General features: G+C 68.6%; 14 protein-coding genes. 7 read left to right on the forward strand and 7 right to left on the reverse strand.

What is annotated here, in order from left to right:
- The 6 genes from FHR21_RS05365 to FHR21_RS05390 form a co-directional block, all read right to left on the reverse strand.
- Window positions 1-765, reverse strand: a complete 765-nt coding sequence (locus tag FHR21_RS05365; RefSeq protein ID WP_184096069.1) for an SDR family NAD(P)-dependent oxidoreductase — start codon at window positions 763-765, stop codon at window positions 1-3.
- A gap of 25 nt (window positions 766-790) precedes the next feature.
- On the reverse strand, window positions 791-2233 hold the full coding sequence (locus tag FHR21_RS05370; protein ID WP_184096072.1) for an aldehyde dehydrogenase family protein: 1443 nt from the start codon (window positions 2231-2233) through the stop codon (window positions 791-793).
- Between the two features lie 133 nt (window positions 2234-2366).
- Complete coding sequence (trmB, locus tag FHR21_RS05375) at window positions 2367-3080, reverse strand: tRNA (guanine(46)-N(7))-methyltransferase TrmB (RefSeq protein WP_184096074.1); 714 nt, start codon at window positions 3078-3080, stop codon at window positions 2367-2369.
- A gap of 52 nt (window positions 3081-3132) precedes the next feature.
- The gene (metK, locus tag FHR21_RS05380) at window positions 3133-4356 is read right to left on the reverse strand and encodes a methionine adenosyltransferase (RefSeq protein WP_184096076.1); all 1224 of its coding nucleotides are present in this window, start codon (window positions 4354-4356) and stop codon (window positions 3133-3135) included.
- A gap of 49 nt (window positions 4357-4405) precedes the next feature.
- Complete coding sequence (lnt, locus tag FHR21_RS05385; RefSeq protein ID WP_184096078.1) at window positions 4406-6061, reverse strand: apolipoprotein N-acyltransferase; 1656 nt, start codon at window positions 6059-6061, stop codon at window positions 4406-4408.
- Window positions 6058-6765 (reverse strand): sterol desaturase family protein, encoded by a 708-nt coding sequence (locus FHR21_RS05390; RefSeq protein WP_184096500.1) that lies wholly within the window; start codon window positions 6763-6765, stop codon window positions 6058-6060. The genes lnt and FHR21_RS05390 overlap by 4 nt, the downstream gene beginning before the upstream one ends.
- A 312-nt stretch (window positions 6766-7077) precedes the next feature.
- Here FHR21_RS05390 and crtY point away from each other — a divergent pair, with 312 nt between their 5' ends.
- The 6 genes from crtY to FHR21_RS05420 all read left to right on the forward strand — a co-directional run bounded on the left by crtY (window position 7078) and on the right by FHR21_RS05420 (window position 12570).
- Entirely contained in the window at window positions 7078-8235 is a 1158-nt protein-coding gene (crtY, locus tag FHR21_RS05395; RefSeq protein WP_184096080.1) for a lycopene beta-cyclase CrtY, read from the forward strand.
- A complete protein-coding gene (locus FHR21_RS05400; RefSeq protein ID WP_184096502.1) occupies window positions 8226-9707 on the forward strand; it encodes a phytoene desaturase in 1482 nt (493 codons plus the stop codon). Before crtY ends, FHR21_RS05400 begins: the two co-directional genes overlap by 10 nt.
- Window positions 9708-9828: 121 nt before the next feature.
- On the forward strand, window positions 9829-10410 hold the full coding sequence (locus FHR21_RS05405; protein ID WP_184096082.1) for an LOG family protein: 582 nt from the start codon (window positions 9829-9831) through the stop codon (window positions 10408-10410).
- Window positions 10411-10517: 107 nt separating this feature from the next.
- Window positions 10518-11489 (forward strand): phytoene/squalene synthase family protein, encoded by a 972-nt coding sequence (locus FHR21_RS05410; protein WP_184096084.1) that lies wholly within the window; start codon window positions 10518-10520, stop codon window positions 11487-11489.
- Window positions 11486-12055: a nicotinamide riboside transporter PnuC gene (gene pnuC, locus FHR21_RS05415; RefSeq protein ID WP_184096086.1), complete on the forward strand. Its 570-nt coding sequence runs from the start codon at window positions 11486-11488 to the stop codon at window positions 12053-12055. The genes FHR21_RS05410 and pnuC overlap by 4 nt, the downstream gene beginning before the upstream one ends.
- Window positions 12052-12570, forward strand: a complete 519-nt coding sequence (locus FHR21_RS05420) for an AAA family ATPase (RefSeq protein ID WP_184096088.1) — start codon at window positions 12052-12054, stop codon at window positions 12568-12570. The genes pnuC and FHR21_RS05420 overlap by 4 nt, the downstream gene beginning before the upstream one ends.
- 215 nt (window positions 12571-12785) lie before the next feature.
- On the opposite strand, the gene FHR21_RS05425 is transcribed toward FHR21_RS05420, so the two are convergent.
- The gene (locus FHR21_RS05425) at window positions 12786-14318 is read right to left on the reverse strand and encodes a class I adenylate-forming enzyme family protein (protein WP_184096090.1); all 1533 of its coding nucleotides are present in this window, start codon (window positions 14316-14318) and stop codon (window positions 12786-12788) included.
- A gap of 73 nt (window positions 14319-14391) precedes the next feature.
- On the opposite strand from FHR21_RS05425, the gene FHR21_RS05430 reads away from it, so the two are divergent.
- Entirely contained in the window at window positions 14392-15114 is a 723-nt protein-coding gene (locus tag FHR21_RS05430) for a response regulator transcription factor (RefSeq protein WP_246427069.1), read from the forward strand.
- Window positions 15115-15173: the final 59 nt, after the last annotated feature.

Below are 15173 nucleotides of genomic sequence, written 5' to 3' on the forward strand. Positions count from 1 at the left end.
TCAGAAGGCGTGGAGCGCCCCGCCGTCGACCGCCAGCACCTGTCCGGTGACATAGGCGGCGGCGGGGGAGGCGAGATAGACCATCGCCAGCCCGATCTCCTCGGGCGTGCCGAAGCGGCCCATCGGAATGCGCCGGTTGATCCGGTCGACACGCGCGGGGTCCTTCGCGCTCGCGCTCCGGAACAGCGGCGTGTCGATCCAGCCCGGCGCGACGGCGTTGACGCGCACGCCGCGCGGCGCCAACTCGGTCGCCAGCGAGCGCGTCAGGCCGACGAGCGCGGCCTTCGCCGCCGAATAGCCCGCGATCTCGGGGATGCCGAGGAAGGAGGCCATCGACGCGGTGAACAGCACCGATCCCGCGCCGTGCGCGGCGATCTGCGGCAGAAAGGCGCGGGTGAGCGCGAAGGCGCCCGAGACATGGACATCGAGCACCGACTGGAAATCGGCGGGCGTCATCGCGTCGAGCGGCTTCTTGACCGTGTTGCCGGCGTTGTTGACCAGAACCGATACCGGACCATGCCTATCGGCGACGCGCGCGGCGAAGTCCTCCGCCGCCTCGACCGCGGTGACGTCGAACGCCATCGCCGACACGTCGCCGAGTTCGGCCCGTGCGCGGGCGAGCTTCGCCGCATCGGTGCCGACGATGGTGACCGCCGCCCCGGCTTCGCGCATACAGCGCGCCGCCGCCAGGCCAAGCCCGCTGCCGCCGCCGGTGATCAGCGCATGATGGCCGGAGAGGCCGAAGGGCGACGCAAGATCGGCCATGGCTTCCTCCTCGCCGGCGGGGCCGTCAGTCGGCGGTATAGACGGTCTTCATCTGCGTGTAATATTCGACCGCGGCGAACCCCTGTTCGCGCGGGCCATAGCTCGACCCGCGCGTGCCGCCGAAGGGGACGTGATAGTCGACTCCGGCGGTCGGCAGATTGACCATGACCATCCCGGCGCGGACATTGCGGCGGAAATGGCGCGCGTGCTTGAGCGAGGTCGTGACGATGCCCGCCGACAGTCCGAAATTCCCTTGGTTGGCCAGCGCGAGCGCCGCTTCATAATCCTTGACGCGCACGGTGGAGACGACAGGGCCGAACACCTCCTCCCTGTTGATCCGCATGTCGGGATCGGTGTCGGCGATCAGCGCCGGGCTCATATAATAGCCGGGCGTGGCGAGCCGCAGCGCCTCGCCGCCGGCGACGAGCCGGCCGCCCTCCTGCTGCGCCAGCTCGACATAATGGCGATTCTGTTCGAACTGCTGCTCGCTCGCCGCTGGGCCGACCTGGGTATCGGGGTCTAGCGCGGCGCCGACCTTCAGCGCCCGCGCGCGTTCGGCGAGCGCGGCGACGAAGCGGTCGTGGATCGCGTCCTCGACGATCACGCGGCTCGACGCGGTGCAGCGCTGGCCGGTCTGGAAGAAGCCGCCGTCGAGCGCGATGGCGACCGCTTTGTCCAGATCGGCGTCGGCGAGGATGACAAGCGGATTCTTGCCGCCCATCTCCATCTGCACCCGCGCCTGCCGGGCCATCGCGGCCATGCCGACCTTGGCGCCGACCGCCTGCGATCCGGTGAAGCTGACCCCCGCGATGCCGGGATGGTCGGCGATCGCGGCGCCGACTCCGCCCTGGCCGAGCACGAGGTTGAAGATGCCGCCCGGCGCCTTCAGGCTGTCGGTGGCCTCGTGGATGATCGCTGCCAGCGCGTGGGCGATCGCCGGGGTCGCGTTGGCGGGCTTGATGACCACCGTGTTGCCGAAGGCGAGCGCGGGCGCCGCCTTCCACGCAGGGATCGCGATCGGGAAATTCCATGGGGTGATCAGGCCGAACACGCCGACCGCCTCGCGATACGTCGCGGCGTCGACGCCGGGGCGCGTCGATTCGAGCGTCCGGCCGTGGCGGCGCAGCGCCTCGCCCGCGAAATATTTGAAGATGCGCGCGGCGCGCAGCACTTCGCCCGTCGCCTCGGCGCGGGTCTTGCCTTCCTCGCGCGCAAGCAGTTCGCCCAGCGCCGCGGCCTCGGCGAACAGCCGCGTCCCGACGCGGTCGAGCAGATCGGACCGCAGCTCGGGGGACGCCTGCGACCAGGCCGGGAAAGCGGCGGCGGCGGCCTCGACCGCCGCATCGACCTCGGCCGCGCCGCCGGCGGGATAGGTGGCGACGGTCTCGTCGGTGTTCGACGGGTTCAGGCTTGCGAACGGCGTGTCGGCGGCGACGGATTTGCCGCCGATGAAATGGGTGAGTTGCATGCGATCCTCGCTGGCCGGTGACGGGGCAGGTGGCGAACGGACGGGGCGCGCACGCCCTCCGTCCGCCCCGGCCTATACAGGCTTGGCCGGTCGCGCGTAAATCAAAATATTATATGATTATATTGCGGCGCCGCTATTTGCGGCGGTAGCGGAAATACCAGACCTCATGCCCCTGTGCCCGCGCCTTGGCTTCGTAGCGCGTCTCGGGCCAGCCGGCGGGGCGGGTCAGGAAATCCTCCGCGCTTTCCGCCAGCCATTCGAACTGGTGCCGGTGCCGCCGCATCACCATCAGCGCGTGGGCGAGGTAGACGGGATGGTCGGTGCCGAAGCGGAATTCCCCTCCGGGCTTCAGCTTTGCGGCGATCAGGTCGACCGGGCCGTCGTTCATCATCCGCCGCTTCGCGTGCCGCGCCTTGGGCCAGGGATCGGGATGGAGCAGATAGACGAAGGACAAGGCACTATCCGGCACCCGGCGCAGCACCTCCAGCGCGTCGCCATGCCGGATGCGGACGTTGCCCAGCGGCGGGTGCTGTCCATGATCCCCCGCGACATGGACGAGGGCCTGCGCGACGCCATTCACAAAGGGTTCGGCGCCGATGAAGCCGTGATCGGGCAGCATGTCGGCGCGCGCCGCCATATGCTCGCCGCCGCCGAAACCGATCTCGAAATGCAGCGGACGATCGTCGCCGAACAGACGCTGCGCGCCAACTTCGCCGCCATCCGGCACCGCGATGCGCGGCAGCAGGCTGTCGATCAACTCCTGCTGCCCGGCGCGCAGGGGCTTGCCCTTGGCGCGGCCATAGAGGCGGTTGAGCGTGGTCGGGTCGCCGGACTTGTAAGCGGTCATGGCGGGCGCGTTAGCGATACGGCGCCGGGGCGGCAAGCGCCCCGGCGGTCGATCAGGCGAATGCCGCCTTCAGCTTGTCGGTCAGGTCGGTGCGTTCCCACGGGAAAGCATCGCCGTTCGCCTGGCGGCCGAAATGGCCATAGGCGGCGGTTTCGCGATAGATCGGCTTGTTGAGGCCAAGGTGGGTGCGGATGCCCTTGGGCGTCAGCCGAACGAGCTGCGGGATCAGCTGTTCGATCGCCGCCTCGGTCACACCCTCGGCCGCGGTGCCGTGCAGGTCGACATAGACCGACAGCGGCTCGGCGACGCCGATTGCATAGGCAAGCTGGATCGTGCAGCGGCGCGAGAGGCCCGCGGCGACGATATTCTTGGCGAGGTAGCGGGTGATATAGGCTGCCGAGCGGTCGACCTTGGTCGGGTCCTTGCCGCTGAACGCGCCGCCGCCATGCGGGCTCGCGCCGCCATAGGTGTCGACGATGATCTTGCGACCGGTCAGCCCGGCGTCGCCGTCGGGTCCGCCGATCTCGAAGCGCCCGGTCGGGTTGATGTGATAGACGGTGTTCGCGGTCAGCAGTTCGGCGGGCAGAACGTCGGCGACCACGCCCTTCACATAGTCGCGCAGCTCGGCATATTTCGCCTCGTCGCCTTCGCCGCCATGGAAATAATAGCCCGGCGCATGCTGGGTCGACACCACGATCGCGGTCGCCTCGACCGGGCGCTCGTTGGCATAGCGCAGCGTGACCTGGCTCTTGGCGTCGGGCTCGAGGAAGGGCGCCGTGCCCGCCTTGCGGTCGGCCGCCATGCGCTCGAGAATCTTGTGGCTGTAGTCGAGCGTCGCGGGCATCAGGTCGGGCGTCTCGTCCGACGCATAGCCGAACATGATGCCCTGGTCGCCGGCGCCCTCGTCCTTGTCGGCGGCTTCGTCGACCCCCTGCGCGATATGCGCCGACTGGCCGTGGAGATTATTCTCGAAGCGCAGCGTCTCCCAGTGGAAGCCGTCCTGCTCGTAGCCGATCTCCTTCACCGTGCGGCGCACGGTGGCCTCGATCTCGTCGAGTGCGCCCGGCGCCCAGGCGCCATTCTCATAAACGCCCTTGCAGCGGATCTCGCCCGCCAGCACGACGAGCTGGGTCGTGGTCAGCGTTTCGCACGCGACGCGTGCTTCGGGGTCTTTCGACAGGAACAGGTCGACGATCGAATCCGAAATCTGGTCCGACACCTTGTCGGGATGCCCTTCGGACACGCTTTCGGACGTGAAGAGGAAGCTGTTGCGCATGGGAGGCCTTCTGATTCGAATATAAAGGATGCTTTATGTCCGGCCGCTGTTAGCGTCCGCGACGCCTGAACGCAATGGCAAGTGCGAGGAGCAGCAGCGCAAAGCCGACGGACAGATAGTTGCCGTGCCGCGCGAAGGGTGTCGGCGCATGGGCGCGCGGGATATGCGTGTCGATCCGTCCCGCCCGGTGCATCGGGATCGATTCGAGCACCCGTCCATCGGCATCGATCACGGCGCTGATCCCGGTCGGGGTCGCGCGGACGATCGGCAGCCCTTCCTCGATTGCCCGCAGCCGCGCCTGCGCCAGATGCTGCGGCGGCCCCCACGCGCCGAACCAGGCGTCGTTGGAGGGGTTGAAGAGGAAATCGGGCCGGTGCGCGCGGTCGACGACCTGGCCCGAAAAGATGATCTCGTAGCAGATCTGCAACCCCGCCTTGCCAAAGGCGCCGAGGTCGATCGTGCGCGGCCCCGGCCCCGGCCAGAAATCGATGTCGCCGGGCGCGAGCCGCGACAGGCCGATCGCCGACAGCAAAGGCCGCATCGGCAGATATTCGCCATAGGGAACCAGATGCGCCTTGTCGTAGCGCGGGCCGAGGCTGCCGTCGGCATGCACCGTCATCACCGCGTTGCGCGCGCCGACGACCTCGCCCGTCGGGTCGACCTCCAGCTTCAGCGCGCCGAGCAGCATCAGGTCGTTCGGGTTCATCAGGCTGGTCAGCCGCCCGCGCGCCTCGGCCGGCGAACGGTCGTAATAGACGGGCGGATAGCCCGCCTCGAGATAGTCGGGAATCGCCGCCTCGGGCCACAGGATCAGGCGCGGCGCGTCGCCCTTCGGCACCGTCAGCCCGGCGAGCTTGGCGAAATTGACATCGGCCTTGCCGCCCTCCCACTTGTCCTCCTGCCCGATATTGGGCTGGACGAGGGTGATGGGGATGCGCTGCGGGGCATCCACGGCCTTGCCGTTTATCGCGGCGGCGGCCCCCGCGCCGGCGATGCTGGCAATGGCACCGGCCGTGATGCCTGCCAGGAGCAGGGCGGCAAGCCCGGCCAGCTTCCATCGCCGCGCGACCAGCAGAAGCGGAACGCCTGCCGCCAGCACGGCCAGTGCGCCGAGCCCATAGGTTCCGATCCAGATCGCGGGAGACGCCATCGGTCCGACCGCAACCGCGCCGAGCGGATTCCACGCAAAGCCCGTAAACACCCAGCTTCGCAGCCATTCGCTCAGCGTCCATAGTGCGGCGAAAGCGAGGATGAAGGACGGCGTCGCCCCTGCGAAGGCAGGGGCCGCATTCGGCCTTGCGCCTTGGCTGCCCGCCGCCGCCGCCTTCGCAGGGGCGACGAATGTCTGCACGGCCCAAGCCCCCCACGCCGCGAGCGCCGGATAGGCAGCCAGATAGAGCGCCAGCAGCAGCACCGCGACCCAGCCGAGCCACGCCGGCATCGCCGCCTGATAGGTGAAGGCGGTCGCGATCCAGTTCAGGCCAAGCGTGAAATGGCCGACCCCGAATGCCCAGCCGATCCCGAGCGCGCGCCGGCCGCGCGGGGCTCGCGCGACGAGCATCATCCATGCCGCGAAGGCGAGCAGCGTCAGCGGCCACAGGCCGAGCGGCGCGAAGCCTGTGGCCGAGACGAGGCCGAGCAGCAGCGCGAGGCCCTTGGGCCAGCGGTCGGCGAACAGGAGGATGCGCGAGGAAAAGCCGGTCACGCTCGCGGCCCTAGCCGGGACGGCGGCAAGTCGCCAAGCCCGATATCGGTACCGCACGCCTTGTCCCAGAAACGGAAATAGAGGCCATAATTTCCCCGATAGGCGGCGTGGTGCCGCTGGTGATGCGTCGCCGTTATCAGCCAGCGCCCCGCCGGTCCATGGACGAGCGCGCGCGGAAACATCTCCCACCCCATATGATTGCCGATGCCCATCACCGTCATGATCGCGAGCACGAGGCCGAGCACCGCGACATGGATCGGGATCAGGAAGACAAGCGCGGGAACGACGATCGCGCCCGTGACCGCCTCGATCGGGTGAAAGCTCATCGCCGCCCACGCGGTCGGCGGTCGGCTTTCATGGTGCACCGCATGGGCGAGGCGGAACCAGCGCGGGCGATGGAGCAGCCGGTGGGTCCAATAGAAGAAACTGTCGTGGAGCAGCAGATAGAGAAGCAGGCTGACCGGCAGATACCAGAGCGGCCGGGCGTCGATGTCGCCATAGATGCGGGTCCAGCCATGCGCCTGCCAGCCCCAGGCGACGATGCCGGCGGGCAGGCCGTAGATCGCGGTGCTGGCGAGGCTCCAGCCGATCTCGCGCCGCATCTGGGCGCCGCGCCCGCGATAGAGACCAGGGTGCCGGAGGCGCGTCGCAAGGGCGAAGGCGCCGCTGCTGACCAGATAGCGCAGCGCGACGATTGCCGTCATCGCCAGCGCGGAGAGCGCGATGGCAAGCGCGGTTGCGGTGGATGCGGTCGGGAGCGCGATATCGGACACCGGCGGATTTAGCCGGAAGCGGGCAGCCTTGTCATCCGCGGCGTTGGTTTAAACCGTCATTGCGAGCGCAGCGAAGCAATCCAGAGCGGTTACCGCCTGCCCTGGATTTGCTTTGCTGCGCTCGCAATGACGAAGGTGGCCATAGCCTGTCGGAGGCATGTTTGCGACGGACGCCCCTTCGACGGGCTCAGAATGAGCGGAGAGAGGCTTTTCCACGCTATCGCGCTCGGCTACGCCAGCCCGATGACCGCCACCCCGTCCTCGCGCTGCGACATCGCCATCGTCGGCGGTGGGCTGGCCGGCGGGCTGGCGGCGCTTGCGTTCGCGGCGAAGCGGCCCGACCTCGACGTGCGGCTGATCGAGGCCGGGGCGGTTGGCGGCAACCATATCTGGTCTTTCTTCGACAGCGACATCGCGAAGCGCGACCGCTGGCTGGTGGCGCCGCTCGTCCGCCATCACTGGCCCGCCTATGACGTCCGCTTCCCCGGCCACGCCCGCACGCTACGCATGGGCTACAAGAGCATCACTGGCGAGGCACTGGCCGAAGGGGTCGCGGCGGCGCTGCCCGCGGGGCATGTCGTCGCCGACCGCGCGCTCCACGTCGCGCCCGATCATGTGCTGCTCGCCGCGGGCGGACGGCTCGACGCGCGGCACGTCATCGACGCGCGCGGCGCCGGCAACGGGTCAGCGCTGACCTGCGGCTGGCAGACATTCGTCGGGCAGGCGCTGACCGTTCGGGGCGGGCACGGGCTGACGCGGCCGGTGGTCATGGACGCGACGGTCGAGCAGGTGGACGGCTATCGCTTCGCCTATCTGCTCCCGCTCGATGCGGAGACGATCTTCATCGAGGACACTTGCTTCGGCGATTCGCCCGACATCGACGTTCCGGCGGCCCGCGCGCGCATCAGGGCCTATGCCGGGGCGCAGGGGTGGAAGGCGAAGAGGGCGGCGGCGCGCGAAGAGAGCGGGGTGCTGCCGGTGGTGATCGCGGGCGATTTCGACCGCTATTGGCCGCGCTCGGACCGCACCGCGCGCATCGGCGCGCGCGCCGGGACGTTTCACGCGACGACCGGCTATTCCCTTCCCGATGCCGTGCGCACCGCCGCCGCGCTTCTCGAGTCGATCGGTCCCGACCTGCCCGCCTTGCTGCGCGAGCGCGCCGCGGCGTCATGGCGGCGCCAGCGCTTCTACCGGATGCTCGGCGCGATGCTGTTCCGCGCGGCGCAGCCCGATGAGCGCTACCGTATCTTCGAACGCTTCTATCGCCTGCCTGCGGGACTGATCGCGCGTTTCTATGCCGGCCGTTCGCGCCGCGGCGACAAGCTGCGGTTGCTGGTCGGCAGGCCGCCGGTACCCATCGGCCGCGCCGTCGCTGCGCTCCGGCGTTTCGACTGGCGATGAAGGCTATCGTCGTCGGCGCGGGGTTCGGCGGCCTCGCGCTCGCGATCCGGCTCCAGTCGGCGGGCGTGGCGACCACCATCGTCGAGGCGCGCGATCGGCCCGGCGGGCGTGCCTATCACTGGCGGCGCGAGGGCTTCACCTTCGACGCCGGGCCGACCGTCATCACCGATCCGCCGTGCCTTGGGGATCTCTGGGCGCTGAGCGGGCAGGACATGGCCGCCGACGTCGAACTGGTGCCCGTCGCGCCATTCTACCGGCTCGACTGGCCCGATGGCTCGCGCTTCGACTATTCGAACGACGAGCCCGCGCTGCGCGCCGAAATCGCGCGGTTCAACCCCGCTGACGTCGCGGGCTACGAGCGCTTCCTCGATTATGCGAAGGGGGTGTATCGGGAAGGCTATGTAAAACTCGGCTCGGCCGCTTTCCTCGACATGGCGTCGATGCTCCGCGCCGCGCCCGCGCTGATGCGCCATCGCGCGTGGCGCAGCGTCTATTCGGTCGTCTCCTCGCATGTGAAAGACGGTCGATTGCGACAGGCGCTGTCGTTCCACAGCCTGCTCGTCGGCGGCAATCCGATGACGACGAGCGCAATCTATGCGCCGATCCATATGATCGAGAAACAGGGCGGGCTGTGGTGGGCGCGCGGCGGCACCAATGCGCTGGTCGCGGGGCTGGTGCGGCTGTTCGAACGATTGGGCGGCACGCTGCGGCTCGGTGATCCGGTGACGGCCATCGAGACGCGGGGCGACCGCGCGACCGGGGTGACGACACGAAGCGGCTGGCGCGCCGATGCCGATGCGGTCGCGTGTAACGGCGACCTGATGCACAGCTACCGCGACCTTCTCGCCGGGCATCGGCGCGGACCGAAAGCCTCGCGCCGCCTCGCGCGCAAGCGCTGGTCGCCCTCGCTGTTCGTGGTCCATTTCGGGGTGAAGGGCGCCTATCCCGACATCGCGCATCACAATATCCTGTTCGGCCCGCGCTATCGGGGTCTGCTCGACGACATCTACCGCAAGGGCGTCGTGCCCGGCGATTTTTCGCTCTACCTCCACCATCCGAGCGCGACCGACGCCGGCATGGCGCCGGCGGGGCACGCCTGTTTCTATGCGCTCGCGCCGGTCGCGCATCTCGGCAAGACGCAGGCCGACTGGGACGGCGCGTTCGGGCAGCGCTTCGCCGACGCGATCCTCGCCGAGGTCGAGCGGCGCGTGCTGCCGGGGCTGCGCGCCAATCTCGTCACCCGCTTTCACTATACGCCGCGTGATTTCGGGCGCGACCTCTCGGCGCATCTCGGCAGCGCCTTCAGCCTCGAACCGCTGCTGCGGCAGAGCGCCTGGTTCCGCGCCCACAATCGGGACGACGCGATTTCCAATCTTTACTTCGTCGGCGCGGGGACGCATCCGGGCGCAGGTATCCCCGGGGTCGTCGGCAGCGCCAAGGCGACGGCTGCGCTGATGCTGGAAAGGATATAGGGTCTTCACATTTTCGTCATTCCCGCGAAGGCGGGAATCCATCTCCTGACGGTTTTCAGGCGAAGGCAGGTGATGGATTCCCGCCTTCGCGGGAATGACGATCAAGATAGAGTGTCATGCTATGAAACGCCTCGCCGTCTATTGCGGGTCCGCGACCCCCGCCGATCCCGTCTATATCGAAACCGCGCGCCACGTCGGCCGTACGCTGGCGAGCCGCGGCATCGGCGTCGTCTATGGCGGCGGGCGGCTCGGGCTGATGGGCGCGGTCGCCGATTCGGCGCTCGAGGCGGGCGGCGAGGTGATCGGGGTGATCCCCGACGCGCTCGTCGGCACCGAGGTCGCGCACCGCGGCGTCACCGAGCTCCATGTCGTCTCGGGGATGCACGAGCGCAAGCGCATGTTCACTGACCTCTCCGACGGCTTCCTCACCATCCCCGGCGGTGTCGGGACGATGGACGAGCTGTGGGAGGCGATAAGCTGGGCGCAGCTCGGCTATCATGCCAAGCCGGTGGGGCTGCTCAACGCGGCGGGTTTCTACAATGATCTGATCGCCTTCAATCGCCGGATGATCGACACCGGCTTCATCCGCCCGGCGCACGCCGGGATCATGATCGTCGACGCCGGGATCGACGAGCTGCTCGACAAGATGGCGGATTATCGCCCGCACGAACCGATCTTCGCGATGAAGGCCGACGATTTGTGATCTCCCCCTTTCCTTGGGGAAAGGGGATCGGGGGGGAGGGGGCGGATGCGTGAACTTGCCTTTTTCATTCCCCTCTTCCAACCCTCTCCCCTGAGGGGGAGAGGGTTATGAGCTACGACGCCGACGCCCTCCACGGTTTCGCGCACGACAGCATCGCGCGGGGCTCGAAGAGCTTCGCGCTCGCGAGCCGGCTGTTCGACCGGCAGACGCGCGAGCGCGTCTGGCTGCTCTACGCCTGGTGCCGCGCCGCCGACGACCTCGTCGACGGACAGGATCATGGCGGGGCGATGCGGCACGGCGGCGGCGGCAAGCATGATGCGAAGGCGGCGCTCGCGCGCATCGACGCGCTGACCGACCGGGCCTATGCGGGCGATCCGACCGGTGAACCCGCGTGCGACGCGCTCGGCCTGCTGCTCACCGAAATCGCCATTCCGCGCAGCGTCATCGACGACATCATTGCCGGCTTCGCGCTCGACGCGGACGACTGGCGGCCGCGCAGCGAGGCCGACCTGCTGCGCTATTGCTATCATGTCGCGGGCGCGGTCGGGGTCGCGATGGCGCTGATGATGGGGATCGACCCCGGCGACGAGACGACGCTCGACCGCGCCTCGGATCTCGGCATCGCCTTCCAGCTCGCCAATATCGCGCGCGACGTGGCGGAGGATGCCGCCGCCGACCGCTGCTACCTGCCCGACGAATGGCTGGTCGAACTCGACATCCCGCCGGGCCAGCACATGCACCCCGCCTTCCGCCCGCGCCTGTCGGTGATGGCCAAATGGCTGGCCGAGATGGCGGGGGATTATGAGGCGTCGGCGCGCTGGGGTGCGCGCAAGCTTGGCCCGCGCAGCCGCTGGGCGGTGCTCGCCGCGACCGGCATCTACGGCGATATCGCCCGCGAGGTGCGGCGGCGCGGCGATCATGCCTGGGACCACCGCACCGCGACGTCCTTCGCCGCCAAGCTCGGCTGGGTCGCGCGTGCCGGCTGGTCGGTGCTGCGCCGGCCGCCGCAGCGCCGGATCAGCCGCGAAGGGCTGTGGACGCGACCCCGGGCAGAAGCGCGCACGGGGGCAGGCGAATGAGTCAGATCGAATGGCTGGCCGCCGCGCTGGTCCTGATCAACGTCGCGCTGGTCGCGCTGCGCAGCGTGTGGAACTATCCCTTCGCGCTCGTCGCGGTCAGCCTCTACGCGCTCGTCTTCTACGAGGCGAAGCTCTACAGCGACATGCTGCTCCAGGGTTTTTTCTTCGCGCTCAATCTCTACGGTTGGACCGCCTGGGTGCGCGCCCGGGACGACAGCGGCATTCCGGTCGGCTGGCTGAGCGCGCGGGCGCGTCGGCTTTGGGGTAGCGCGACCGTCGCGGCGTGGGCCATGTGGAGCGCCGCGATGCACCGCTTCACCGACGCCGCGGCGCCGTGGATCGACGGAGCGATCGCGATGCTCAGCATCACCGCGCAAGGACTGCTGGCGTGGCGCCGTGTCGAAAGCTGGTGGCTGTGGATATTCGTCGACCTGATCGCGGTGCCGCTCTTCGCGTGGCGCGGCCTCTACGCGACCAGCGCGGTCTATGTCGTGCTGCTCGGCCTCTCGATCGACGGGCTGATCCAGTGGCGCCGCGCCGCGGCGGCCGGAACGGCGCCGGCATGACCCGTCACATCTGCCTTCACGGCGCCGAAAGCACCGGAAAATCGACGCTGGCGCCGCGTCTCGCCGCGCGTCTCGGCGGCGTGGTCGTGCCCGAATATGGCCGCGCCTATGCCGAGGCGAACGGCACCGAATTCGGCGAGGTCGATCTGCTCGCGATTTTCGACGGCCATGTCGCGGCGACACGCGACGCGATGGCGCAAAATCCCGAATGGCTGATGTCCGACACCGATCCGCTGATGACGCAGGCGTGGGCGATCATGCTGCTCGGACGGCGACTGCCCGCGCTCGACGCGTGGCGCGAGACGGCCGACCTCTATCTCGTCCCCGCGATGGACCTGCCGTGGCAGGAGGATGGCACGCGCCTGTTCGGCAGCGACCTCGCGCGGCGTCAGTTCATGGAGGTTGCACTTGGCGAACTCGAACGACGGCGGCTGCCATGGGCGTGGGTCGAGGGAGAAGGCGACGCGCGGCTGGTCAGCGCGCTGGCGGCAATCGAGGCGGCGGGACTCGCGTAACCCGGAAAGCAGCCGGATGTCGGACTATCGGGGTGGGGAGTGGTCATTCGAAGATTGAATGATCTCCCCTCTCGCTTGCGGGATGGGCAGCGAGGCTTACCAGCTTGCTGGTTAGCCGCAGCGGGGTGGGGTCCTTGCACCGTCGCTGCCCACCTCCAACCCCTCCCGCAAGCGGGAGGGAGGAATTATGTTCGCTGCCGGCCGCCACCCGCCGCTCACCCCGCATAGGCGTCGCGCAATTCCCGTTTCAGCACCTTGCCGATCGGGCTGCGCGGCAGTTCGTCGACGACGCGGATCGCGCTCAGCCGCTGGGTCTTGCCGACCTTGGCGTTGCAATCGGCGCGCACCGCCTCCGCGTCGGCATCGTCCTTCAGCACGACGAACGCCACCGGGGTCTCGCCCCACTCCTCGCTCGGTATACCGACCACGGCGGCGTCCACGACGCGGTCGTCGGCGATCAATATCGCCTCGAGGTCGCTCGGGAAGATGTTGAAGCCGCCCGAGATGATCATATCCTTGGCGCGGTCCATCAGGGTCAGGAAGCCGTCTTCGTCGAAACGCCCGATGTCGCCGTGGCGATAGAAGAGATTTCCGTCGGCGTCGTGCCAGTGCATCGCCCTGGTCGCGTCGGGCCGGTTGTTGTAGCCGGTCATCATCGCCGGCGAGCGGCCGACGATCTCGCCGACCTCGCCTTGCGGCAATTCCTTGCCTTCTTCGTCTATGACTTTGGCGATGTGGCCCGGCGCCGGGCGACCGACCGTGTGCAGCTTGTCGGGGAACTGGTGCGCCTCAAGGATGAAGGCTGCGCCGCCCTCGGTCATGCCATAGATTTCGACGAGCCCGCCGGGCCAGCGTTTCAGCACATCGGCCTTGAGCGCGGCGGGGAAGGGCGCGGATGTGCAATATTTCATGATGAAGCTCGAAAGATCGAAGCGGTCGAAGTCCTCGAGCGCCATGATGCGGCGATATTGCACCGGCACCAGCATCGTGTTGGTCGCGCGCTCGCGCTCGGCCAGTTCCAGAAAGCCGTGCGCGTCGAACTTCTTCATCAGCACGGTCTGCCCGCCCGACCCGACCGTCGGCAGGAAACTCGCCATCGTCGTGTTCGAATAGAGCGGGGTCGACAGGATCGTCACCGCCTGCGGGCCGTAAGCGGGAACGCCGCGCTGGATATGCTGCCAGCGCATCGCATGGCTGTGGACGATGCCCTTCGGCGTGCCGGTGGTGCCCGACGAATAGATGATGTTGAAGCCGTCGGGCGGCTCGATCGCGACCGGTTCGGGCGTCGTGCCTTCGGGCGCCATCCAGTCGTCCAGCGGCGTACCGATATCGCTGCCGTCCATCGCGATGCGGTCGCTCGCGGTCACCGTCTGGCCTTCGAGGCTTGCCGCCGCCGCGCTGTCGAGGAACAGGTGGCGCGCGCCGGTGTCGGCGATCATCGCCGCCATCTGCTCGCCGGTTGCGCTGTTGGTGATCAGTCCCGCGATGCCGCCGACGCGTAGCGTCCCCAGTATCGCTGCCATCTGTTCGACGCTGTTGAGCCCCGCGATCGCCGTGCGGTCGCCCTTCGCGAATCCATCCCGCTGCAATCGCGCGGCGATTCGGTCGATCATCCGGTCCAGTTCGGACCAGGTTAGGCGCCGGAATGGATCGGCTGCCGCTACGGCATCCGGGCGCTCCTGCGCATGGGCGCGGATCAGATCGGGCAAAGTGGCGAAGTCGGAGGCGAGCAGGTCGGCACTGGTCATAGCGATTCGTTAGCACAGCGGAGATAGCGTGCAACGTCATCGAAGAGAGGTCGGGACGAATGGGAGAGGGGCGATGGGTGAATCCGGCGGTCGCGCCGCGACCGGCCCCCCGCCGCTCGTCGCCATCCACCATCCGCACGGCGACAGGGCACGGACGCTCGCCGCCGCGGTAGCCGCCGCGGGCTTCGGCACCATGCTGCTGCCGCCGTTCGCCGGGGCCGCAAGCGACTGGCGTGACGGTTGTTTCGATTGCCTCGTGCTCGATCCGTTCGGCGGTACGCAGCCGCCGCGAGAGCTTATCCTTCTGGCGCGCGGTATCGCGGCACGCCGACCGCTGCTGATCCTGTCCGACCGCGACAGCCGGGCCGACCGGATGCTTGCGCTCGGTGCGGGCGCCGACGATGCGGTGGGGTGGGCGGAGAATCCGATCGAGGTCGTTGCGCGCATCGCGAGCCTCGTCCGCCGCAGCCGGCTGGCGGCGGGGCAACTCGGGGCCGGCGAACTACGAATTGACCTGATCGACCGGCGCGTCGAGCGCGCGGGACGACTGATCCGCTTGCCGCTGCGCGAATTCGACCTGCTCGCCAATCTCGCGCGCGTGCCCGGTCGCCCGGTCTCGCGCGAGACCTTGCTCAAGGCCGTATGGCGGATCGACTTCGACCCCGGCACCAACCGGGTCGAGGTGCATATGTCGCGGCTGCGCGCCCGGATCGACCGCGGCTTCGCCTGGCCGATGCTGCACACGGTCAAGGGGCGCGGCTACGCGCTGCGTACCCGGCCCGGCGAGCTTGCTTGACCAAAAGTTTCAACCCGCTACTCATCCTGGGAATAAAGAAATCATCCGGAGACGATGTC

The organism is Sphingopyxis panaciterrulae (assembly GCF_014199295.1).
In the GTDB taxonomy this organism is placed as follows: Bacteria; Pseudomonadota; Alphaproteobacteria; order Sphingomonadales; family Sphingomonadaceae; genus Sphingopyxis; species Sphingopyxis panaciterrulae.